The following is a 22093-nucleotide window of genomic DNA, read 5'->3' as shown; positions in this document are numbered from 1 at the left end:
GTCCATTGCCGGGAGGGCCGGCGTCGGGTGGTGCGCACCGCCGGGCGCCGGCCCCGCGTTTTCCGGGCGGGGTCGTGTTCACTCCTCGGTGGGTGCGCCGCCATCCGTCGGTGTGGTCTCGGCGGTGCCATCCGGCTCCGTGGTATCGCCTCGGTCCTCGGAGGTGGATTCGCTCGACGACGGTGTGGAGGTGGTTTCGTCGGCGGGCTCGCTTTCCCGGGCGGCCGGCGTGGTCGACAGAAGGTACTGCGTCGGAAGCGTCCGCCGGGGCGCGGTGACCTCGGGAGCGATCTGCCAGGTGGGGGATGGCGGGATGTTCACCTTCGCAACCGTCACGGTGGTGGTATCCGCGGGCCGTGGAGCCGGTGCCGACTCCCGGGCCGATCGAATCGGTGGTGGGGCGACATAGGTGTCCTCTTGGCCGATTCCGCATGCCCCGATGAGTACCAGGCCGAGGGAAACTGCACCTGCGGCGGCCAGCGGACCGGCAACCTTCGTTCTGCTGCTCTCCATCGGTGACGCTCCTGTGAGATCTCAGTGGGCCCACCTTAATCGAGGCCGGTGGGTACCGACCAGTCACGAATCGGGCCGAAAGCGGCGATACCAGGACCGATGGGTAATGAAATATCTCTGGTTCAGATATCGAATTGATCTCGCCGGTGTGTTTGGGGTACGTGTCAGGTCACAATCGGCCAACGGTGGCCGTAGCGTATGTGGCCGAAGTTGCGCAAGGGACGCCGGGACGACCGGATGAGCGTATATCGAACGGTTCGCATGCGGATCGGGTTACGAACGGCGTCATCGAGGAGTGGATGATGGGAGACCAAACGACCACCCGGTTACCCGACGCGGTCGAGGAATCCGAGGTGTGCGAGGCGTCCGACGTGGAGTCGGAGGATCTCGAAGCCCGGGTCGTGAGCTCCGAGGCGGTCGCCGAGGTCGCCGAGACGCGGAGCGCGGGCGCCGAATCGGGTCCACACGGGACGGGCAGGGTCGTATCCCGGGTATTCGGTTGGCTGTTCTTCGTCGGTGGTCTGGTCGGCGCGGTTCTCGGTATCGCGGGCCTGCACGTGGAGATCACCGTGGCCGGGCTCATCCTGGCCTGTACCGCCGGCCTGGTCCTGCTCAAACTGCGTGCGGGCGGGCCGGACCCCGCCTCGGCGGGCTGAGCCCGACCCATTCGCGGTAGCACCCGGAACGGCCGAGGCCGCCCGGGTATCGGTTTTGTGTGAAGGCGTCCGTGGGCGGGTCCGGGGCGATAACGTTGGGCGCATCGACGCGTCATCGTCGACCGCGTCGATTCCGCGCGAGAGGAGATGCCGTGCCGCAGAACGTCCGAGGGGTCATCGCCCGCAGCTCCGGCGCACCGGTGGAGATGGTGACCGTCGTCATCCCCGATCCCGGTCCACGCGATGTGGTCGTCCGGATACAGGCGTGCGGTGTGTGCCATACCGATCTGACCTACCGCGAGGGTGGTATCAACGACGAATTCCCCTTCCTGCTCGGCCACGAGGCCGCAGGCGTGGTGGAATCGGTGGGCGAGGCGGTCACCCACGTGGCCGTCGGTGATTTCGTGGTGCTGAACTGGCGTGCGGTCTGCGGACAGTGTCGTGCCTGCAAGCGGGGCCGCCCCTGGTACTGCTTCGATACCTTCAACGCCGACCGGCCCATGACATTGGAGGACGGCACCGAACTCACCCCCGCGCTCGGTATCGGAGCGTTCGCGGACAAGACCCTCGTCCACGAGGGGCAATGTACCAAGGTCGATCCCGATACCGACCCCGCCGTCGCCGGGCTCCTCGGCTGCGGTGTGATGGCCGGACTGGGCGCGGCGATGAACACCGGCAATATAGGCCGCGGCGATTCGGTGGCGGTAATCGGCTGCGGCGGGGTCGGGGATGCGGCCATCGCCGGTGCCCGTCTGGCCGGTGCGACCACCATCATCGCGGTGGACCGGGACACCAGGAAACTGGAATGGGCCCGGGAATTGGGCGCCACCCACACCGTCGACGCCTTCGCGACCGATCCCGTCGTCGCGATCCAGGAGCTGACGAACGGTTTCGGCGCGGATGTGGTGATCGATGCCGTGGGTCGGCCGGAGACCTGGAAACAGGCCTTCTACGCCCGCGACCTCGCGGGGACTGTGGTGCTGGTGGGGGTGCCGACCCCGGATATGACCCTGGAGATGCCGCTGCTCGACTTCTTCAGCCACGGCGGCTCGTTGAAATCGTCCTGGTACGGCGACTGTCTACCGGAGCGCGACTTCCCGATGCTGATCGAACTGTACCGGCAGGGTCGGTTACCGCTGGACAAGTTCGTGACCGAGCGGATCGGGCTCGACGAGGTGGAACAGGCGTTTCGCACCATGCACGAGGGTGCGGTGCTGCGGTCGGTGGTGATGCTGTGAGCGCGCGGATCGAGCGGGTCGTCACCCAGGGACAGTTCTGCCTGGACGGCGGCTGTTGGGATGTGGCGAACAATATCTGGTTGATCGGCGACGACTCGGAGGTGCTGATCGTCGACGCCGCGCATACCGCGCAACCGGTGTTGGAGACCGTGGCGGGGCGTCGGGTGGTCGCGATCGTATGCACCCATGCCCACAACGACCACATCACCGTCGCGCCCACCCTGTCCGCGGCCACGGGCGGACCCATCCACCTGCACCCCGACGACGATGTGCTGTGGCGGCAAACCCACCCGGGTGTCGACTACCGGCCCCTCGCCGATGGTCAGGTCTTCACCGTCGGCGGTTCCGAACTGCGGGTACTGCACACCCCCGGGCACTCCCCGGGGTCGTGCTGTCTGTATCTGCCGGATTCCGGTGCGGTGTTCAGCGGTGACACCCTGTTCGAGGGCGGGCCCGGTGCCACCGGCCGCTCCTACTCGGACTATCCCACCATCCTCGCCTCCATCAACAAACGTCTGTTCGCGCTGCCCGACGACACCGTGGTGCACACCGGTCACGGGCCCGACACCACGATCGGGGTCGAACGGGCCAACGTTCCCGTCTCGGCCGAGTAACGTCGTCGTCCCGGCAATAGACCTCCGAGGTCCTGTTCGGCCCCGGGGCGGGTGCTCGTGTGCCCCGCGTTCGAATCGGCCGCCGCCGATGAGCTGTGGCACGGAATCCGTTGAGGCAGCCGCTGACAGAGGAAATCCTTATGACCCCCGGGCGGCTATCGGACAGCAAGCGGATTTCGTCGATTCGCCTCGACAAAGCGGGAAAATCTGGGACTATTTCCGGCGCAACTTTTTTCATACATTCTGCGCCGAAAGACCGCACTGTCTCGAAGGGTTACCCCCCCATGAGGAGCCTTCCCTCCTTCCCCGCTGCCGACGAGCGACCGCTCGATACCTGCATGCGGCTGCAGAAGATCGCCCCCGTTGTGGAAGTAGAGTTCCCCGGTGGCGTTCCGGCATATCTCGCGTTGACCCACCAGGCCACCCAGGAGATCCTGGCCGGCGACAACAAAACCTTCGCCCGGGATCCCAAGCACTGGCCCGCCTTGTACGACGGGTCGATCCCCGAGGATTGGCCCTTCCGGGCCATCGTGCAGGGCGATCATCTGTCCACCAAGGACGGAAAAGATCACCGGCGGCTGCGCGGTCTGGTGAGCAAAGGTTTCACCCCGTCGCGTGTGCAGGCACTGGAACCACGGATCCAGCAGCTCATCGATGAACTGCTCGACAAGGTGGAAGCGGCCGGCGACGGCGTCGATCTGGTCCCTCCCTTCTGCGACGCCCTGCCCATGGCCGTGATCAGCGAGCTGTTCGGCGTGCCCGAGTCGGAACGTGCTCAGCTCCGGAAGTGGACGCTGGACTCCCTGTCGCAGACCGCGACGCCCGAGCAGGCGTTCCAGACCCAGGTCGAGCTGCGCGGTTACCTCTACGAACTGGTCGAGCGCAAACAGAACGAGCCCACCGACGACCTCACCACCGATCTGGTGCGGGCGCGTGACGAAGGCGATCGGCTCACCACAGATGAACTGGTCGCCATCCTGTGGCTCATGCTCATCGCCGGTCACGAGACCACGGTCTACCTGCTCGGAAATGCCATTATCGCGTTGGCTCGCCACCCCGAACAGCTCGCGCGGGCCAAGGCGGAGGACCTTTGGGCGGATGTTGTCGAAGAGACCCTTCGCTACCGCCACTCCGTGATGATGACCAGCTTCCGGTTCACCCTCGAGGACGTGACCATCGCCGGGGTACCGATTCCCAAGGGGAACGCGGTGGGGGTGGTCTACCAGGCGGCCGGACTCGACTCCGAACGGCACGGTGACACCGCGTACGAATTCGATATCAGCCGGCCGAACGCCGGCACCCTCGGCTTCGGGCACGGACCGCGGTTCTGCATCGGCGCACCGCTGGCCCGGCTGGAGGGTCGGCTCGCGCTGGAGACGCTGTACCGGCGTTTCCCCGACCTGAGCCTGACCATCGACCCGGACGATATCCCGCACACTCCGTCGTTCTTCACCATCGGACCCCTGTCGATCCCGGTGAACCTCGGAAAGTCCGCCTGACGACACATTCGAATGCCCTCGGCGCACCGCGAAGCGTGGTCGCCGGGGGCATTCTCCCGCGCCGCGAGGAAACGCGCGGTGCGCCGTTACGAGTGGCGGTGGTGGGCCCGGTCAGGGAGTTCGCGGTTCCAGGATGAAGACGGGAATGCGGCGTTCGGTCCAGGACTGGTAGGTGTCGAAATCGGCGTACAGTTCGACCAGCCTCGGCCACAGCCGTTCCCGTTCGGCGTCGTCGGCCGGGCGGGCGTGGACCGGTAGGCGTTCCTTGCCGATCTGCACGGTGGTGTCCGGGCGGGCCAGCAGGTTGTGGTACCACTGCGGGTTCTTCGGCAGGCCGCCCTGCGATGCCACGATCACGATGTTCTCGCCGTCCCGCAGGTACAGCAGTGGTGCGACGAACTGCTTGCCCGATTTACGGCCCACATGCTCCAACAGCAGAGTGGGGACCGGCTTGCGGAAACCCGCGCCGATCCGCCACTTTCCCCCGATCCGTCCCCCGGTGCGGCGATAGGCCCAGGTATTGATCCTGGACATGTATTTGATGGCGGTGGCCACCAGTGGCGAATCGAGTTGTTTGGGGCGGTTGTTCGGCATGCGGTCTTTCCTGTGGGGAGGGTCAGCGCAGGATCATCAGCGCGGATTTCTCGATGAGGTCGGCGATATCGGCATAGGAGGCATAACCCATACCGGCTCGCACCAGCGCACCCGCGTAGAGCAGCTCGAGTGCAGTTACCACATCGGGGTCGGGGTCGGGGCCGAGCGCCCGCACGATACGGGTGCGGATCTCGCTGCCGATGCGGGCGCGCAGATGCGCCACATCGGGGTCTCGGCCGAGCATGGCGCTGGTGACGGCGCCGGACACCGCCTGCTCGTCGGCCACCAGCATGGCGATGGCGCGCAATTCGGCCACCACCCGCACGACCGGGTCCGGGTCGTCGCTGACCGGGGACGGCGCGGCCATCAGCCGCCGCCAGAAGATCTCGGCGACCAGGTGCTCTTTCGACGAGAAATAGGTGTAGGCGGTGGCGGTGCCCACGCCGGCCGCGGCGGCGACCATCCGGATGGTCATCCCCGCGAACCCTTCGCGCGCCAGCACCTCCACCGCCGCTTTCGTCAACTTGTCGACCGTGTCGGCCTGTTTCGCGGACAGCCGGCGACGGGTCGCTTCCACGACGACGGGTTCACGTTCGGACATGTGTCTGAATGTACCGGTTCAGCTTTTCGCGGCCGCAATCCCGGCTCGGCGGCCGTAGAAGCTACCGTCGCCCAACGAGGTGCCGCTGGCGTAGCCACCCGCACACACTCCGGATGTGCAGCGTCCGGCGGCGAACAGGCCGGGGATGGGGTGTCCGTCCACATGCAACACCCGGGAATCCAGGTCGGTGCGCAGCCCGCCCAGGGTGAAGCCCGCCGTGAAACCGCGCATATCGAAAGCGGCAAACGGGCCCTCGAGGGGTTTGACCCATTCGGGTTTCTTACCGAGCAGCGGGTCCTTGCCGTCGGCGGCGTGGCGGTTGTACAGCTCCACTGTCGTCTGCAGGGCGAGTTCGGGTAGCCCCATATCGGATTCGAGTTCGGCAATGGTCTCGGCGGCCCAGGTGGGTGGTTGCCGGAAGAACGGGGTGGACGTCTCGGTGGTGAGCGCCTCCTCGTAGGCGGTTTCGCCGAGGATCAGGTACGCCTGGTTCTCCTGATGGAAGAGGGTCGCCTGGCCGATACGACCCGGGTAGGTGTCCTCGGGGATGTAGCGCTGACCGCGGCCGTTCACCAGGATGCCACGCGCCATCATCTGCGGGTCGCCGAAGAACGCCACCTCGGTGGCGTCCATATGGGCCAGGTCGGCACCGAGGGCCTGGGCGAGCCGGATGGCAATCCCGTCGTGCTCTTCGATGGCGGCACCCGGTCGGCCGATGAGTCGTGGGGCGTAGCCCTCGATCATCCGGTCGTGGTAGGCGAAACTGCCGGTGGCCAGGATGACGCCGCGCCGGGCCCGGACGGCGAGTTCTTTCCCGTACTGTTTGGCGACCACCCCGACCACGCGGTCGCCATCGACGATCAACCGCTGGATACGGGTGTCGTATTCGGCCGTGACGCCGAGGCTCTCGGCGGTTTCGGCCAGCGGTTTCATCAACATGTAGCCGCCGCCCTTGGACCCGGTGCGTTTGTTCTGCATCTGCGGCACATGTCCGCGTGGAGCCGGGGTGGCGATGGCGTTGAAGGGGGCGGCGTTCTCCCCGCCGGAGTACATCAGGCCCTCGTCGTGCGGTGGTTCCCAACCGGGTTCCCCCCAGAATTCGGCCTTGAAAGGTACCCCGTTGGCGACCAGCCATTCGTAGTGTTCGACGCTGCCGCGGCAGTAGTCGGCGACCTTCTCCCGGTCCACGCCCGGTCCGAGCGCGGCGACCATGAACTTCTCCATGTTCTCCGGGCTGTCCTCGAAACCGAGCGCCCGCTGCAGCGGAGTTCCGCCGCCCAGGTAGATGAACCCGCCGGCGAGTGCCGCGGCGCCGCCCCAACCGCCGGTGCGTTCCAGAATCAGCACCTGCGCCCCGGCCCGCGCGGCCTCGATGGCGGCGCAGACGCCGGCGATACCGTAGCCGGCGATCACCACATCGGCGGTGCGGTCCCAGGTGGTGACCTCGGCGGCGGACAGGGGGCGAAGGGTAGTGGCTACAGCCATTATTCGGTTTCCTCCCTATTGTTCGCGGCGCCGAGCGCGCCGATGCCGACACCGAGTCCCGGACCGAGCCGGCCGAGGGCGAGCCGGGCCAGCGGTAGGTCGACACCGAGCCGCTCGCCGAGACCCAGGGCCAGACTCAGATCCTTTTCGCCGAGATCCCGCACATGGGTGAGGATCGGCAACCAGAAATCGCCGTCTTCGATCGGCGCGGTGCTGTCCCGCAACATGATCGATCCCGCCCCACCGGTGACGGCATCGGAATGCCGCACCACCTTGCCGAGCGCGATGAGATCCAGTCCGGCCGCCTCGGCCAGTCGCTGGGCCTCACCGGCCGCGGTGAACGAGACGAAATGCAGGAGGTTGCGGGCCAGTTTCATACGGGTGCCCGCCCCTACCGGGCCGGCGTGCACGATGCGGTCGGAGAAGCAGCCGAACGGTTCGCGCAGGGCGGCCACGGCGGTATCGCTACCGCCGATCATCACCACCAGCCGTCCGCTGTCGGCGCCGGCGGCCCCACCGGAGACCGGGGCGTCCGCGAATTCCACCTCGTGCTCGGCGCACAACCGCGCCAGGTCTTCGGCGGTGCCGTCGCCGATGGTGGAGTGCACGGCGATCACAGTGCCGGGAGATGCGGTGCGCAATACCCCGTTCTCACCGGTCAGCACCGCGCGGACCTGGGCATCGTCGACCACCGCGATCGAGACGATTGCGCAGGTGGCGGCGAGTTCGGCGGGGGTGGTGGCCGTTTCGGCGCCCGCCTCGACGAACGGTTGCACCGCCTCGGGCCGGGTATCGCAGACGGTGAGGCCGCCGGACCACTTCAACAGCTTCTTGGCCATGGGAGCACCCATGGACCCCAGGCCGATGAACCCGACCCGCCCTGCGGTGTGCGTGTCCGCGTTCATCACCTGATCACCTGGCCGCCGTCGACACGGAAGATCTGGCCGGTGACCCAGCTCGCGTCGTCGGAGAGCAGATAGAGCAGGGCACCGACCATGTCCTGCGGGGTGCCCATGCGCTTGAGCGGCAGGCGTTTCACCATGTCCTCGACCATGTTCGCCGGGGTGGTGGACCTGGTGGCCTCGGTATCGGTGGGGCCCGGCGCGATGGCGTTCACCCGAATATTGGAGCCGCCGAGTTCGGTCGCCAACTGTTGGGTGAGACCGTTGACACCGACCTTGGCCAGTCCGTAGAAGCCGGAGTACATCCAGGCCGCGGTGGAGGACTGATTGACGATGGAGCCGCCACCGCCTGCCGCCATGTGTTCCCAGACCGCGCGGGTCATCACCAGCGCGCCGTCGAGGTTCACCGACATGAACTTCTTGTAGTAGTCCCACGGTACGGTGAGCAGCAGGTCGAGTTTCATTCCGCCGTAGATTGCGGCGTTGTTGACCAGGTGGTCGATCTTGCCGTACCGCTCGATGGTGAAAGCGGCCAGCTCCGCGGCCGAATCGGGGTCGGAGACGTCCACCGGGTGGAACGACGCGGTCCCACCGTCGGCGACGATCTTCTCCGCGACGGCCCGGCCACCCTCGGCGTTCAGGTCGGCCACGACGACGGACGCGCCCTCGGCGGCCAGCGCCTGCGCGTAGACCTCGCCGATACCGCGCGCGGCGCCGGTGACAATGGCCGATCGACCGGTGAAACGGGCCATGATCGCACTCCTCGTTCTCGATGAAAGCTGCTGGGACGGTGGGTTACCGCGCGGTGGCGACCAATTTGGTTTCCAGATATTCCTCGAACCCGGCCACACCCATCTCGCGGCCGATACCGGACTGTTTGTATCCGCCGAACGGGGCGTCGGCGCTGTACCACATACCGCCGTTGACACCGAGGGTTCCGGTGCGCACCCGGCCGGTGACGTAGTCGATGCGCGCCGGATCGGTGCCCCATACCGATCCGGACAGACCGTAGGGAGAGTCGTTGGCGATTCGGATGGCGTCGTCGTCGCTGTCGTAGGGCAGGACCACGAGCACCGGGCCGAAGATCTCCTCCTGCGCGGCCTTCGACCCGTTGTCGAGGTCGGCGATCACGGTGGGTTCCACGAAGAAACCGCGTTCGCGGTCGGCGGGCCGGCCGCCGCCGACCGCGATCCGTCCGCCTTCGGAGCGGGCGATATCGATATAGCGCAGCACCCGGGCGCGCTGTCGACCGGAGATGAGCGGTCCGCAGACCGTGCCGGGATCGGTGGGGTCGCCGGGCGCGAGACCGCCCATGGTGGCGGCCGCGATCTCCACCGCCTGCTCGTAGGAGGCGCGCGGCACCAACAGTCGGGTGCTCAGCGCACAGCCCTGTCCGGCGTGCACACAGAGGGAGAAGGCGGTGAAGCCCACGGCCTTGCCGAGGTCGATATCGTCCAGGACGATGGCGGCCGATTTACCGCCGAGCTCGAGGAAGGTCTTCTTCACGGTGGTGGCGGCGTTGGCCATTACGGCCCGGCCGGTGGCGGTGGAACCGGTGAAGGAGACCATATCGACCCGCGGGTCACCGGTGAGTTGGCCGCCCAGCGAGTGATCGGACGAGGTGACGATATTGATCACGCCGGGTGGGATATCGGTCTGTTCGGCGATGATGGCGCCGACCGCTGCCGCGCACCACGGGGTGTCGGGGGCCGGTTTGAGCACCACGGTGTTACCGGCGGCGAGCGCGGGCCCGATCTTGGCGAAGTTGATCTGGTGTGGGAAGTTCCACGGGGTGATGGCGCCGACCACCCCGATGGCCTCACGGCGCACCACGCGCCGGGTGCGGATTCCCATCGGCGCGGCCTCACCCAGTTCGGTTTCCCATTCGTAGGTTTCGGCGAGTCGGGTGGCGAATTCCAGATCGGCGATCGGTCCTTCCAGGTGGGGGCCGCTGGTGAACATGACGGGTGAGCCCGCCTCGGCGACGGTGATCTCGCGTAATTGTTCCACCTGCGATTGCAGTGCGGTGCGCAGCTGATCCAGACAGTGCACGCGGAATGCGTGATCGCGGGACCAGTCGGTCTTGTCGAAGGCGGTGCGGGCGGCGGAGATCGCGGCGTCCATATCGTCGGCGTCGGCGTCGGCGGCCGTGCCTAGAACTTCCTCGGTGGCCGGGTTCACGGTGTCGAACACGCCGTTACCGCCGGTGACGAGCTTGCCGTCGATCAACAGGCGCGAGCTGTCGCCGGGTAGGAGACCGTTCATGGAAGACCCCAATACTGTCTGGACAGGTGTATGGAATATAGTCCGGCCACTCCGGCGGGTGCAAGGATGGTCGCGATAACAGGTTCTATATTTTCGGCTCGAAGCCGAGGTGTCCAGTCGTTGGTTCGGTGGATTGAGGAAGTGTCGTGTCGTCGCGGGTGGCACTTCGCTTTGGTCGGTCGAGCAGAGAACTGTCCGTCTGTCATTGTCCGCGCGGCGCACCGCTGGTACCGTCCAGACACATGTCCAGCTACGTGTCTCCATCTGGCGGTCGGTCGGGCGTTCCCGGCGAGAACTCGTTATCGAAACAGAGGTGGGTCCGATGACGGCCGCCTCGTTGGAACCATTGGTCTTCGACCCGTACGACTACGGATTCCACGAAGACCCCTACCCGACGTATGCGCGACTGCGTGCGGAAGCGCCGCTGTACCACAATCCGGATCTGGACTTCTACGCGCTGTCCCGGCACGCCGACGTCACCGCGGCCTTCCGCGACAGCACCCGGCTGTCCAGCGCCAACGGTGTCTCGCTGGATCCGGCCGCCTGGGGGCCCCACGCCCATAAGACCATGTCCTTCCTGGCCATGGACGATCCACGGCATATGCGTATGCGGCGTCTGGTGTACAAGGGCTTCACCCCCAAACGGGTCGCGGAAATGGAGACCCGCATCCGGGAGATCACCCTCCAATACCTGGAATCCGCGCTCGCGAGGAGCGAATTCGACTGGATCGAGGAGTTCGCCGGCAAACTGCCGATGGACGTGATCTCCGAACTGCTGGGCGTCCCGGCGGCGGACCGTGCCGAGGTGCGTCGTCTGGCCGACCTGGTGGTGCATCGGGAGGACGGTGTCCTCGACGTTCCCCACGCGGCCATCGAGGCCTCGCTGAATCTGGTGGTCTACTACTCCGAAATGGTCGCGCAGCGGCGCGCCCGCCCCACCGAGGACCTGACCTCCGCGCTACTGGACGCGGAAATCGACGGGGACGTGCTCACCGACGAGGAGATCATCGGCTTCATGTTCCTCATGGTGGTCGCCGGTAACGAGACCACCACCAAACTGCTGGGCAACGCGCTGTACTGGGCGGGACGCCATCCCGGAGAGTATGCCCGGGTTGCCGCCGACCTCGACCTCGTCTCCGACTGGGTGGAGGAGACCCTGCGTTACGACACCTCCAGTCAAATGATTGCGCGCACCGCGGCCACCGACCTGGAATACCACGGGCGGGTGATCCCGGCCGGGTCGAAGGTTCTGCTGCTGATCGGCTCGGCCAACCGCGATTCCGAGGTGTTCGACGATGCCGACTCCTACCGGCTGGATCGCCCCGACAAGGGCAACCTCGCCAGTTTCGGCGCCGGGGTGCATTTTTGTCTGGGCGCGCATCTGGCTCGACTGGAAGCCAATATCGCCCTGCGGGAATTCGCCCGTCGCGTGCGTTCGTACCGAGTGCGCGACGAGGGAATCGAACGTGTGCATTCGACCAACGTGCGGGGCTTCGCCAAGCTCCCGATCGCCGTGGAGGTGCGGTAATGCCCAGGTTCGATCCTCATCCGCAGCATCGGCCCACAATCGTGGCCGGGGCCTCCTCCGGAATCGGCGCGGCCACCGCGGTGGAGTTGGCGCGGCAGGGACATCCGGTGGCGCTCGGCGCGCGGCGGGTGCAGATCTGCGCGGAACTGGCCGACAAGATCCGGGCCGACGGTGGCACCGCTTTCGCCCACCGGCTCGACGTCACCGATCGGCAATCGGTCGATGAGTTCGTCGCGGCCGCCGAGGAGACGCTCGGTCCGACCGAGATCCTGGTCTCCGGCGCCGGGGATATCGAGTTCGGTCTCATCCAGGAGATGGACCCCGAACAGTTCCTGAGCCAAGTGCAGATCCATCTGGTCGGCGCGCATCGCATGGTGCATCGGGTACTGCCCGGCATGATGGAACGCCGGCGTGGCGATGTGGTGCTCATCAGTTCCGATTGCGCCCCGGTTCCGCGACCGCGCAATGGCGCCTACAGCGCGGCCAAGGCCGGGTTGGAGGCCATGGTGAATCAGTTGCGAATGGAGCTGGAGGGCACCGGTATTCGTGCCTCGCTGGTACGGCCCGGCCCCACGGTCACCGGGATGGGCATGAATGCGCCCGCCGAGGTGGTGGGGCCACTGCTGGAGGACTGGCAGAAATGGGGTTTCGCCCGACATCCGTACATGCTGCGCGCCAGTGATCTGGCGGCGGCCGTATCGGCGATGGTCAACACCCCGCGCGGCGCACATCTGGTGTTGGTCGAGGTACAGCCCGAGGCCCCGCTGCGTCCGATACCGGAGGAAGGAAAGGATTCGTAAATGGGCGCCGAATCCGCACCCGCATTACCCGAGGGTTTCGATTTCACCGATCCGGCGCTCTGGGCACAACGCAGGCCGGTGGAGGAATTCGCGCTGCTGCGGCGTACCGCGCCGGTGTGGTGGAACGCCCAGTCCGATGAGAACTCCGGCGGCTTCGACGACGGCGGGTACTGGGTTGTCAGCAAACTGGAGGATATTCGGGAGATCTCCCGCAACCCGGAGCTGTACTCCTCGCAGGAGAAAGGCGCCATCATCCGGCTACCGGGCGATATCACGCCCGAGCAGATGAACTCCATCGGTGCACTGCTGGTGAACATGGATCCGCCCAAACACTCCAAGGTGCGGCGGATCGTCTCGAAAGGGTTCACGCCCCGCGCGGTGGAGGGGCTGCGGGCCGCGCTCACCGAACGGGCCGAACGGATCGTGCACGAGGCGAAGCAGACCGGTGGCGGTGATTTCGTCGCCCAGGTCGCCTGTGAACTACCGCTCCAGGCGATCGCCGAGCTGATCGGGGTGCCGCAGGAGGACCGGCGCAAGATTTTCGACTGGTCCAACCAGATGCTCAACTACGACGATCCCGAATACGGGGACCCGGCCCTGGCCTCGGCGGAAATCCTCGGCTACGCGTGGAATATGGCCGAGCGGCGCCGGGCCTGTCCGGTGGACGATATCGTCACCCGATTGGTGAACGCCGATGTCGACGGGGAAGCGCTGGGCTCGGACGAATTCGGTTTCTTCGTCATTCTGCTGGCCGTCGCCGGCAACGAGACCACCCGCAATGCCATCACTCATGGGATGAAGGCCTTCGTGGACCACCCCGAACAGTGGGAGCTGTTCAAGGAGCAGCGCCCGCGCACCGCAGCCGACGAAATCGTCCGGTGGGCCACCCCGGTCACCGCTTTCCAGCGCACGGCCACCGCCGACCACGTGCTCGGCGGGCAGGAGATCCGACGAGGACAACGGCTCGGGTTGTTCTACGGTTCGGCCAATTTCGACGAGGACGGGTTCGATGACCCGTTTACCTTCGATATCCTGCGCGATCCCAATCCGCATGTCGGTTTCGGCGGCACCGGCGCACACTACTGTATCGGAGCCAATCTGGCCAGGTTGGAAATCGACCTTATGTTCAACGCGATCGCCGACACCATGCCTGATCTGCGATCGATCACCGATCCGGTGCGGCTGCGCTCGGGCTGGATCAACGGAATCAAGAGTTGGCAGGTTCGATACGAGTGATTTCGCTGAACCCTGGTGCTTCGCAAGGGTTCGGCGTGCATCAGGCTTCGGTGCGACCGTGGCTTCTGCGGTTCCCCCTGATGGGAACGGCAAGGCAATCGTGTGGTGACAGCGAAAGGAGATCCGGAACAGCTTCTCGTGACCGGTTCGCTCGCCGGATTTCCGGGCGGCGAATCCTGCGCACTTCCACCAACGACGAGCCGAAAAGCGTTCCAACAGAACCTATATTACTGGTTGGTAATGGGTATCTGCCCGGCCGGGAGTGGTCGATCGACTATCAACTCTGCTCGAAAGTGGCCGTGCTGTGTGCATAGCTTTGCTCTCTTGGAGAGCCTCATTCGTCCAGGAATAACGTATGCTTCTCCTGTGGGCGGGCGGTTGCCGCGCTCTACAGAGGTTGTTCGAGGTCCAAGAGGACGTACATCGGCGCGGAGCAATGGCAGGTCCTGATGATCCCTTCCACGGACCTGGTTTCGAGGGTCCTGGTGGGCCGAAGCGGGCCATGGTCGCGGCAGCTCAGCGGCTGTTGGAGGCGCTCTCCTGGGACTCCGTGCGTGAGCTGAGCCGGCCGTCACGTGAAATCGCCGGCCTTGTGGTAAGCGGCGCCCGGCGATTCGACCGAGGGGCCGAATTGGACCCCTTTCAGATCCGCTGGCGCTTCAAACGGGAAATTCTTCCTGACGTTCTCGGCATACGCACTGACCGATCTCCCGAAGAACGCGATATCAAATCCGTGGTCAACCGCCTCGTTTCTCGAGCCAGAGGGCCGAGCGGTCCTATACAACCGGCGGAAAAGCCCAAGATCATTGTGATCGTAGGTCCGACCGGTGCCGGGAAAACCCACCTGATATCCAGGGCAAATCACGATCTCGAGGATCGAGGTGGTGCGGCTCTGGTTCAGGTTGACGATCTGGAACGATACCATCCGAGATATAAGGAGCTGCATCTACGAGACGATCTCACGGCGCATGATCTCATTCGGCCGACAGCGAAAAAGTGGCGCAATATGTTGGTGGATCACCTTATTGCGAAGAAATACAATGTGGTGTTGGAGACCGCCGCCACGAATGTTTCGAGTACGGTGGCCCGTATCAAACGTTTTCGTGACGCCGGCTATGAGGTAGAAATCCAAGCGGTTGCCGTGCCCGCCGTGCAGAGCCGGCTATCGATGATCGAACGATTCGTATACGGTCGGCTGGAAGATGGATTCGGGCGCAGGGTGCCGGCCAAAGACCATGATGTTTCCTATCGAGGCACAGAGGAGCTCCTCCGGCGCGCGGAGGCCGAGGGCTGGGCCGATACCATCAGGGTTCGCAACCGGACCGAAATCCTTTACGAGAACCATCGGGGCGATGATGGGCAGTGGAGCGAACCGCCGGACGGGTGGGAGACGCTGAGCAGGGAAAGGGATCGACCGCTCACCACAGAGGAGAGAGCCACGATCGAGCGTCGGCTCTGGGACGTGGAAGCAACAGTGGAGACGGTGATGTCGGAGCTCCAGGACCGCGTACGATGGGGGCCGGTGGCCCAGGAGGTCCTGGATTTCCGCCAACAGTATGGGTTTTTCACGTAGCTGTCATGACCGGCTTCTCGACAGACGGTACTCATCGTCGGGTGGGACACGGCATATCGGTGGGGAAAGGCCGGCGTCGGGGCGAGCCCACGTCGCGATTCTGCAGTACGCGATTCTGCAGTAGGTTGTGGGTTCGGACCGGGCTGTCGTTTCGGGCGGCCGTTGACCCGCAGCGAAGATTGCCCACATCGCCTCGTGGCGGTTCCCGGGCATACTGCGGCCGAGGGAAGAGGGAGATGTCGATTCGGTATGGAAACCGAATGGGACGAGGCGCTGTACTACGAATGCGCTGTCGACATATGTAGCGGTTTGATGGCGCAATGCACCGCGGTCGAGTTGCGAGCCGTCCGGGGCGGTGATGTCACGGCAGAAATGGATATGGCCGCTCTGCGCAGGGACTATCTGGCCGAATTGCGGACGCTCGAGCCGGCGGAGGTCTCGACGGTCACCGCGAAGATCAGAGAATGGGGAACGGCTCTGGCTCAGAAGATCGCCGAGCCGGAGGATCGAGGGCCGATACGGTCGGACCCGGAAAGTTACCGACTCGACCGGGACGAGCACGGTGCGATATTCGAGTACTCGATACGCCCGGAGATACTCGGGGAACTACACCGCAGCCGCAACCCGGCCGCGGTGATAGTCGCAGGCCCGCCCGCGACCGGTAAGACCACCGCGGTTCATGGTTTGGTGGAGTCGTGGTCCGGGGCCGAACCCGCGATCATCGATCCCGAGATGTTGCAGGTATACCATCCGCGTAGTTGGGATCTGGTGTTGGCGGAGGACACGGCGGCCGCCGAGGTGGTGATGGCCGACGCGCTCGGCTGGACGGCGCTGGCGGTTGATGCGGTGATCGAGGCGGGCAGCGATGTCGTGTTGGAGATCGGGACGAAACTGCCCGATCACGCGGAAGCTTTCGCCGCCGTTTTTCGCGACTGTGGGTATCGAGTGGAACTCGAACTGACCATGGTGCCCGAGCCGATGCGGCAACTGAACCTCAATCTGCGTCGCCAGTGTCGTCGCGGCAACTGGGCTGTCCTCGGCTCCGGCCCGGCGTGATCCGAGAGCGCTCACGATCACCCTCGCGGGGCGGTTACCACAGGGGCGAGTGGCGGTGCGGTCGGTCTCGGATCCGGTACGGTTGCGCTCGGGCCGGATCTACGAAATCGAGAATGACAGGTGCGATACGAATGAACGTCCGAGATATCCCGGTGCGGACACTGTCCGGTGCGGAGTCGACACTGGCGGACCTGGCCGCGGACAAAGTTATCCTGCTGGTCAATGTCGCATCCAAATGTGGTTTGACCCCACAGTATTCGGGTCTGGTCGAGTTGCACCGGAAATACGGTGCACGGGGTTTCAGTGTGATCGGTTTTCCGTGCAACCAGTTCATGGGACAGGAGCCCGGTAGCGCCGAGGAGATCCAGCAGTTCTGTTCCACCACCTATGGAGTGGATTTTCCGCTGCTGGAGAAGGCCGACGTCAATGGGGACAATCGGCATCCGCTGTATCGGGAGCTGGTGGAAACCGCCGACGCCGAAGGTGCCGCCGGGGATGTGCAGTGGAACTTCGAAAAGTTTCTGATCGGCAGGGACGGCGCGGTGCTCGCCCGCTTCCGTCCGACCACCGCCCCCGATGCGCCCGCGCTGGTATCGGCGATCGAGTCCGCCGTGGACGGCGCCGCCTGACGACCGCGTTTATCGCGGTTACGAGGCCGACCGGACTCCCTCCGAGCCCGCTCGCCATGGGTGAGCGGGCTTTTTCGTTGCCGTTCGGAGTGGTTGCGGCGCGTATGGGCGGAAGGTGTGCTACCTCTGCGAAAACCGACCCTGGGGCGTACCCACCCTCTATTATGGACATCTGTCTGGACATAAATCCGGCATAGTCGATCGGTACACCGGGGTACCGAATCGTTGCTAGGCAGGTGAGTGGTGGGATCGTTACGGCGCACCCCGGCCGGCAGGTTCGCCCCGTGGCGGGCGGTGTGGGCGGTGGTCCGGCCGAAGGTCGCGGGCCTGGCCATGGTGCTCGTCGCCGCGCTGGTCGTGGCCGTCGCGCTGATCATGTTCGGCGGTGGTTTCACTCCCCACGAACCGGTGGCCGTGGAGGTGCCGCGTAGCGGACTGATGCTGGACCCCGACGCCGAGGTGAAATTTCGCGGCGTCCACATCGGGCGGGTCGGCGCCGTCGAAACGACCCAGGACGGGGTGCGATTGGAACTCGAGCTGGATCCGGCCATGATGCGGCTGGTTCCGGCCAATGTGCTGGTCGATATTCGCTCCACCACCGTGTTCGGCGCCAAATACGTCCACCTCGTGGAACCGGCGATGCCCTCCAGGCGGCTGCGGCCGGGCACGGTGCTGCGTGGTGACTCGGTAACCGTCGAGTTCAACACTCTCTTCGAACGGCTTGCCGAGGTATTGGACATGGTCGAACCGGCCGAGCTCAATGCCACCCTCACCGCTTTCGGCACCGCACTACAGGGCAGAGGCCGTGCATTGGGAGACCTGCTGGTGCGGGCCGACGCCTATCTGCGGGAGATCGACCCGAGCCTGCCCGCCCTGCGCCGCGATATCCAGGCCACCGCCGCGGTCGCGGGCAGCTATGCCGATACCGCCCCCGACCTGCTGCGCATCCTGCGAAATGCCCAGGCGACCGGGACGACGATCGCCGACAACGCCGGGAATCCGGACATCCTGCTGCTGAACGTCATCGGCCTGGCCGACACCATCGGTGCGGTGCTGCGGGAGAACGAACAACCGCTGGGCACCGCCCTGGAGTTACTGCGGCCGACGGCCGATCTGCTCGACGAGTACAAACCGGTGCCGAACTGCGTGATTCTGGGACTGGCCCGAGCCATGCCGCTGGCCGAGGATCTGTTCGGCGGTCGCAACCCGGGTGCGTCGTTCAATGCCGGTTTCATGTACGGCGCCGAGGCCTACACGTACCCGGAGGATCTGCCGAAGGTCAATGCGACCGGTGGGCCGAACTGTAAGGGCATCCTCGACCGCGCACCCGGCAGCCACGCCGACTACGCCGTCACCGATACCGCCGAGATCACCCCCTTCGTACCGTCCACGAAGATCTACCCGAACCATCCAACGGTCTTCGAACTGCTCTTCGCCGGTATGCCCGGTGTACCCCGGCGTTAGTGGTCAGGACGCGGCGACCACCCATTCGAACGCCGATGCCTTCGACCGAGCGCCCTCGGTGGTGCGCGAGCGATTGGGTTCGCCGAGTTCGTCGAGGACACCGTCGGTGAGCGCCACCAGGCCCGCCAGGGTCTCGGGTGTGAACCAGGATGGGCGGGTGGCGAAGAGCAGATCCTCGGTGGGAGTGTTTCCGCTCGCGCCGGGCGCGAAAGGGCAACCGCCCAGACCACCCAGTGAACCGTCGACCACCGCGGCGCCGGCCTCGATCGCGGCCAACGAATTGGCCACTCCCATACCCCAGGTGTCGTGGCCGTGGAAGACGATCCGCCGACTCGGGTTCGCCTCGCGCACCGCCGCCACCAGGGCGGCGACCTGCGCGGGATACGCCTGACCCAGAGTATCGGCCAGCACGATGTCGTCGGCGCCCGCGGTACGCGGATCAGCGGCGATGGCCAATACCCGCTCGGGGTCGATCGTGCCCTCGAACGGACAGGTGAACGCCGTCGCCAGACACAGTTGGATGCTGCCGTCGACGGTGGCGCTCGCCGCCACCGCGTCCGGCATGGCGGCCAGGCTGGCCTCGGTGTCGCGGCCGATATTGGCGCGGTTGTGGGCATCCGACACCGAGAAGCAGTACTGGAAATTGCGCACCCCGGCGTCCGCCGCTCGTTCGACGTGCCGGGGGGTGGCCACCCACAACCAGCACCGCTCGAGTTCGTCCGGGGTGAGCATCTCGACCAGTTCCATACTGTTGGCCATCGGAGGGACCAGATCCGGCCGCGCCATGGAACCGATTTCCAGCGCCGGCACCCCCAGCGCCAGCAGCCGACGAACGATCTCCGCCTTACGCTCCACCGGTAGCATCTTGCCGGTCAGCTGCAGGCCGTCGCGCAGGGTGACATCACGCAGAATCGGCTCGCTCCTGTCGTCCGCGGGCGGAGTCGGTGTCATCGCTGCTCCTTGTTCTCCCTGTTCACGAGCCGTTCTCCCGATTCGCAGGCCGGCTTTCCCCGGGCGCGGGACGTACGCACATCACACCTCCGCACGGTTTCTCGTTCATCCCGGCGGGGTTCGGATGCACCGTAGGTCGACGGTGGGCGGGTGCGCGCAGTTCCGTTCCGGCGCGGTTCCGTGGCCGCCGGGCGATACGACGGCGCCTCATCGTCTCGCCCCGCCCCGGCCGGACAGCAGACGATCCGACCGCACATCGGCGCGTCGTGCGATCGGATCATTGCCCAGCTCCGGGACGCCTGAACCGTCCCACGACCGAATACTCATGTCGACAAGTGTGAACTACCGTCCAACTCGGCCGTCAGCCGACGTGTTCGCGCAGGTAGGCCAAATCGTCGGCGAGCCCCTCGGCGGGGGTCTCCAGGACCACGGGGGCGTCCGCGGTGCGGCACACCTCGACCAGCAGCTGTGGGTCGATGGTGCCCTCGGCGAAGTTGGCATGCCGATCGGCGCCGGAGTTGAACTCGTCACGCGAGGAGTTCAGATGCACCAGATCGATGCGACCGGTGATGCCGCGAATTCGCTCCACCACCCCGACCAGGTCCTCCCCGCCCGCCCAGGCGTGACAGGTGTCCAGACAGAAACCGGCGCCGTAGTCGCCCACCGCGTCCCACAGCCGGGCTATGGTGTCGAAATGCCGGGCCATGGCATGTTTTCCCCCCGCGGTGTTCTCGATCAGAATGGGAACCGCGAAACCCCCCTTGTCCTCCTGTCGTTCGAACAATTTGCGCCAGTTGACGATCCCGGCCTCGATCTCGTCGTCGGAGCGAACATGACCGCCGTGGACGACCAATCCGAACGCGCCGATCTCCGCGGCGGCCTCGGCCTGCTGTGCCACCGCATTACGCGAGGGCATGCGCAATCTGTTGTTCACACTCGCCACATTGATCTGGTACGACGAATGCACCACCACATCGATCGGGGCGGCCAGGATCTCGGTGGCCCGCGGATGGGGTTGCGGTTTGTCCCAACTCTGCGGATCGGTCACGAAGAGTTGGATGACATCGGCGCCGAGCCGTTCGCCGAAACCGATCGGGTCGCTGTCGAGGCGGACATGTGCTCCAATGCGCATGGGCCAACCCTATAAGGGCTCTCGTTCGGCCCGGCCGGGTGTCGGGTCGCGATCGGCGGCGCGTCCCCGCGATGCCATCGCATCGTGGGGGCCGTTGTCCGCACCACGGTGATCGCCTTGCGTGTACGCCGTGGGGAGAGATACACCAGTAGCACTGCTTTCGACCCGACTAGGGGGTTTCCGCCGATGCTGGAGCGTGGTGACAACTTCGCGGGCTATGTCATCCGGCGCCGGCTGGGAGTGGGCGGGATGGCCATGGTCTTCCTCGCCCGTCATCCCCGGCTGCCTCGTCTGGTGGCCCTGAAACTACTCGACCCACGGCTCTACACCGACAACGAGATTCGCCGTCGATTCGACCGCGAGGCCGAACTGGCCGCCCGGTTGGAGCACCCCAATATCGTCACCGTCTACGACCGCGGTGACGAGAACCAACAGTTGTGGATCTCGATGCAGTATGTCGCCGGCGCGGACGCCGCGAGTATCGATGTGAAAGTGCTCGATCCGAATCGGGCCGTGCAGATCATCGCCGACACCGCGGAGGCGTTGGATTTCGCCCACGCCAACCAGGTACTGCACCGAGATGTGAAACCGGCCAATATCCTGCTGGCCAAGGCCCCGATCGGGCAACCGGAACGGGTGCTGCTCACCGACTTCGGCATTGCCGGTCGGCGGGACGCGGAAACCACGCTCGCGGCCCCTGGCACCATTACCGCGACCCTGGCCTATGCCGCTCCGGAGCAACTGCTCGGCACCACGCTGGACCACCGGGGCGATCAGTATTCCCTGGCCTGCACGCTGTTTTGGCTGTTGACCGGCCGACCGCCCTATCCGGGGAGGAATCCGGTCGAGATCATCAACGGTCATCTGCGCTCCCCGATACCGCGCCCCAGCCGATTGCGTCCGGGGCTGCCGGCCGCACTGGACGATGTGCTGGCCCGCGCCCTGGCCAAGGACCGCGAGGACCGCTACTCCAGCTGCTCGGAATTCGCCCAGGCCGCCCGGCACGCGCTGCGGGCCCACGGACCCCTGGGCGGTTACGCGCCCGCCCACCCGTACCCGCCTGCCGGTCGTGCGCGGGTGGCGCCGCATTCGCCGCCACCACGGCCGTATCCGCCGCCGAGGGCAACGGCGTCCACCCCGACCGCGATCGACCTGCCCGGTTTCCGTCGGGCGCCGGGTGGAGCGCAGCCGGAGTATCGGGCCCGGCCGCCGGACGGTCCGCGGCCGCCGTAGCCGCCGTAACGGCGACGTCTCGCTACCGCCGCCGACGCTATGGGCACGAGCGGGACGGCGAGTACTGCTATGGTTTCGGTGATTTGGCGTGGTCGTCTCGGTAAGGTCCGGCCGCGCTCTTGTC

General features: G+C 65.9%; 21 protein-coding genes. 12 read left to right on the top strand and 9 right to left on the bottom strand.

The window, feature by feature from the left end:
• Nucleotides 1-78: 78 nt before the first annotated feature.
• Nucleotides 79-513: a hypothetical protein gene (locus ON32_RS16560; protein ID WP_051133330.1), complete on the bottom strand. Its 435-nt coding sequence runs from the start codon at nt 511-513 to the stop codon at nt 79-81.
• Nucleotides 514-815: 302 nt separating this feature from the next.
• On the opposite strand from ON32_RS16560, the gene ON32_RS16555 reads away from it, so the two are divergent.
• The 4 genes from ON32_RS16555 (at nt 816) to ON32_RS16540 (ending at nt 4520) form a co-directional block, all read left to right on the top strand.
• Entirely contained in the window at nt 816-1169 is a 354-nt protein-coding gene (locus tag ON32_RS16555; protein ID WP_157224213.1) for a hypothetical protein, read from the top strand.
• A gap of 152 nt (nt 1170-1321) precedes the next feature.
• A complete protein-coding gene (locus ON32_RS16550) occupies nt 1322-2407 on the top strand; it encodes an S-(hydroxymethyl)mycothiol dehydrogenase (protein ID WP_040791816.1) in 1086 nt (361 codons plus the stop codon).
• On the top strand, nt 2404-3021 hold the full coding sequence (locus tag ON32_RS16545) for an MBL fold metallo-hydrolase (RefSeq protein ID WP_040791815.1): 618 nt from the start codon (nt 2404-2406) through the stop codon (nt 3019-3021). Before ON32_RS16550 ends, ON32_RS16545 begins: the two co-directional genes overlap by 4 nt.
• Nucleotides 3022-3305: 284 nt before the next feature.
• Nucleotides 3306-4520, top strand: a complete 1215-nt coding sequence (locus ON32_RS16540; RefSeq protein WP_157224212.1) for a cytochrome P450 family protein — start codon at nt 3306-3308, stop codon at nt 4518-4520.
• Nucleotides 4521-4631: 111 nt separating this feature from the next.
• Here ON32_RS16540 and ON32_RS16535 read toward each other — a convergent pair whose 3' ends face one another.
• From ON32_RS16535 to ON32_RS16510, 6 genes are read right to left on the bottom strand one after another with little or no spacing between them, the layout of a single operon-like run.
• Nucleotides 4632-5114, bottom strand: coding sequence for a nitroreductase family deazaflavin-dependent oxidoreductase (locus ON32_RS16535; RefSeq protein WP_040791814.1), 483 nt, complete (start codon nt 5112-5114; stop codon nt 4632-4634).
• A 22-nt stretch (nt 5115-5136) separates the two neighbouring features.
• Nucleotides 5137-5715 (bottom strand): TetR/AcrR family transcriptional regulator, encoded by a 579-nt coding sequence (locus ON32_RS16530; protein ID WP_040791813.1) that lies wholly within the window; start codon nt 5713-5715, stop codon nt 5137-5139.
• Nucleotides 5716-5733: 18 nt separating this feature from the next.
• Nucleotides 5734-7200: an FAD-dependent oxidoreductase gene (locus ON32_RS16525; RefSeq protein ID WP_040791812.1), complete on the bottom strand. Its 1467-nt coding sequence runs from the start codon at nt 7198-7200 to the stop codon at nt 5734-5736.
• Nucleotides 7200-8105: an NAD(P)-dependent oxidoreductase gene (locus ON32_RS16520; RefSeq protein ID WP_040791811.1), complete on the bottom strand. Its 906-nt coding sequence runs from the start codon at nt 8103-8105 to the stop codon at nt 7200-7202. The genes ON32_RS16525 and ON32_RS16520 overlap by 1 nt, the downstream gene beginning before the upstream one ends.
• A complete protein-coding gene (locus ON32_RS16515) occupies nt 8105-8854 on the bottom strand; it encodes an SDR family oxidoreductase (RefSeq protein WP_040791810.1) in 750 nt (249 codons plus the stop codon). The genes ON32_RS16520 and ON32_RS16515 overlap by 1 nt, the downstream gene beginning before the upstream one ends.
• Nucleotides 8855-8897: 43 nt before the next feature.
• Complete coding sequence (locus ON32_RS16510; protein WP_040791809.1) at nt 8898-10367, bottom strand: aldehyde dehydrogenase; 1470 nt, start codon at nt 10365-10367, stop codon at nt 8898-8900.
• 322 nt (nt 10368-10689) lie between these two features.
• On the opposite strand from ON32_RS16510, the gene ON32_RS16505 reads away from it, so the two are divergent.
• From ON32_RS16505 to ON32_RS16470, 7 genes are all read left to right on the top strand, one after another.
• Nucleotides 10690-11895: a cytochrome P450 gene (locus tag ON32_RS16505; protein ID WP_040791808.1), complete on the top strand. Its 1206-nt coding sequence runs from the start codon at nt 10690-10692 to the stop codon at nt 11893-11895.
• Entirely contained in the window at nt 11895-12695 is an 801-nt protein-coding gene (locus ON32_RS16500; RefSeq protein WP_040791807.1) for an SDR family oxidoreductase, read from the top strand. The genes ON32_RS16505 and ON32_RS16500 overlap by 1 nt, the downstream gene beginning before the upstream one ends.
• Nucleotides 12696-13931 carry a cytochrome P450 gene (locus tag ON32_RS16495; RefSeq protein ID WP_040791806.1) on the top strand — a complete coding sequence of 412 codons (1236 nt, stop codon included), beginning with the start codon at nt 12696-12698 and terminating at the stop codon, nt 13929-13931.
• 502 nt (nt 13932-14433) lie between these two features.
• Nucleotides 14434-15504: a zeta toxin family protein gene (locus ON32_RS27840; protein WP_157224211.1), complete on the top strand. Its 1071-nt coding sequence runs from the start codon at nt 14434-14436 to the stop codon at nt 15502-15504.
• Between the two features lie 249 nt (nt 15505-15753).
• Nucleotides 15754-16560: a zeta toxin family protein gene (locus tag ON32_RS16480; RefSeq protein WP_040791803.1), complete on the top strand. Its 807-nt coding sequence runs from the start codon at nt 15754-15756 to the stop codon at nt 16558-16560.
• A gap of 131 nt (nt 16561-16691) precedes the next feature.
• Nucleotides 16692-17189, top strand: coding sequence for a glutathione peroxidase (locus ON32_RS16475; RefSeq protein WP_040791802.1), 498 nt, complete (start codon nt 16692-16694; stop codon nt 17187-17189).
• Between the two features lie 333 nt (nt 17190-17522).
• On the top strand, nt 17523-18653 hold the full coding sequence (locus ON32_RS16470) for an MCE family protein (RefSeq protein ID WP_051133362.1): 1131 nt from the start codon (nt 17523-17525) through the stop codon (nt 18651-18653).
• Between the two features lie 3 nt (nt 18654-18656).
• Here ON32_RS16470 and ON32_RS28525 read toward each other — a convergent pair whose 3' ends face one another.
• Together ON32_RS28525 and ON32_RS16460 are read right to left on the bottom strand one after the other, a co-directional pair.
• Nucleotides 18657-19604 (bottom strand): hydroxymethylglutaryl-CoA lyase-like TIM-barrel protein, encoded by a 948-nt coding sequence (locus ON32_RS28525; protein ID WP_051133328.1) that lies wholly within the window; start codon nt 19602-19604, stop codon nt 18657-18659.
• Nucleotides 19605-19965: 361 nt separating this feature from the next.
• Entirely contained in the window at nt 19966-20736 is a 771-nt protein-coding gene (locus ON32_RS16460) for a deoxyribonuclease IV (RefSeq protein WP_040791801.1), read from the bottom strand.
• Between the two features lie 186 nt (nt 20737-20922).
• Between ON32_RS16460 and ON32_RS16455 the strand changes: the two genes are divergently transcribed.
• Entirely contained in the window at nt 20923-21969 is a 1047-nt protein-coding gene (locus tag ON32_RS16455) for a serine/threonine-protein kinase (RefSeq protein WP_083874576.1), read from the top strand.
• The last annotated feature ends 124 nt before the right edge of the window (nt 21970-22093 follow it).

Source organism: Nocardia paucivorans NBRC 100373, assembly GCF_000308675.1.
Taxonomy (GTDB): domain Bacteria; phylum Actinomycetota; class Actinomycetes; order Mycobacteriales; family Mycobacteriaceae; genus Nocardia; species Nocardia paucivorans.
The sequence above is the reverse complement of the archived record's forward strand: the minus strand, read 5'-3'. Positions and strand labels throughout refer to the sequence as shown.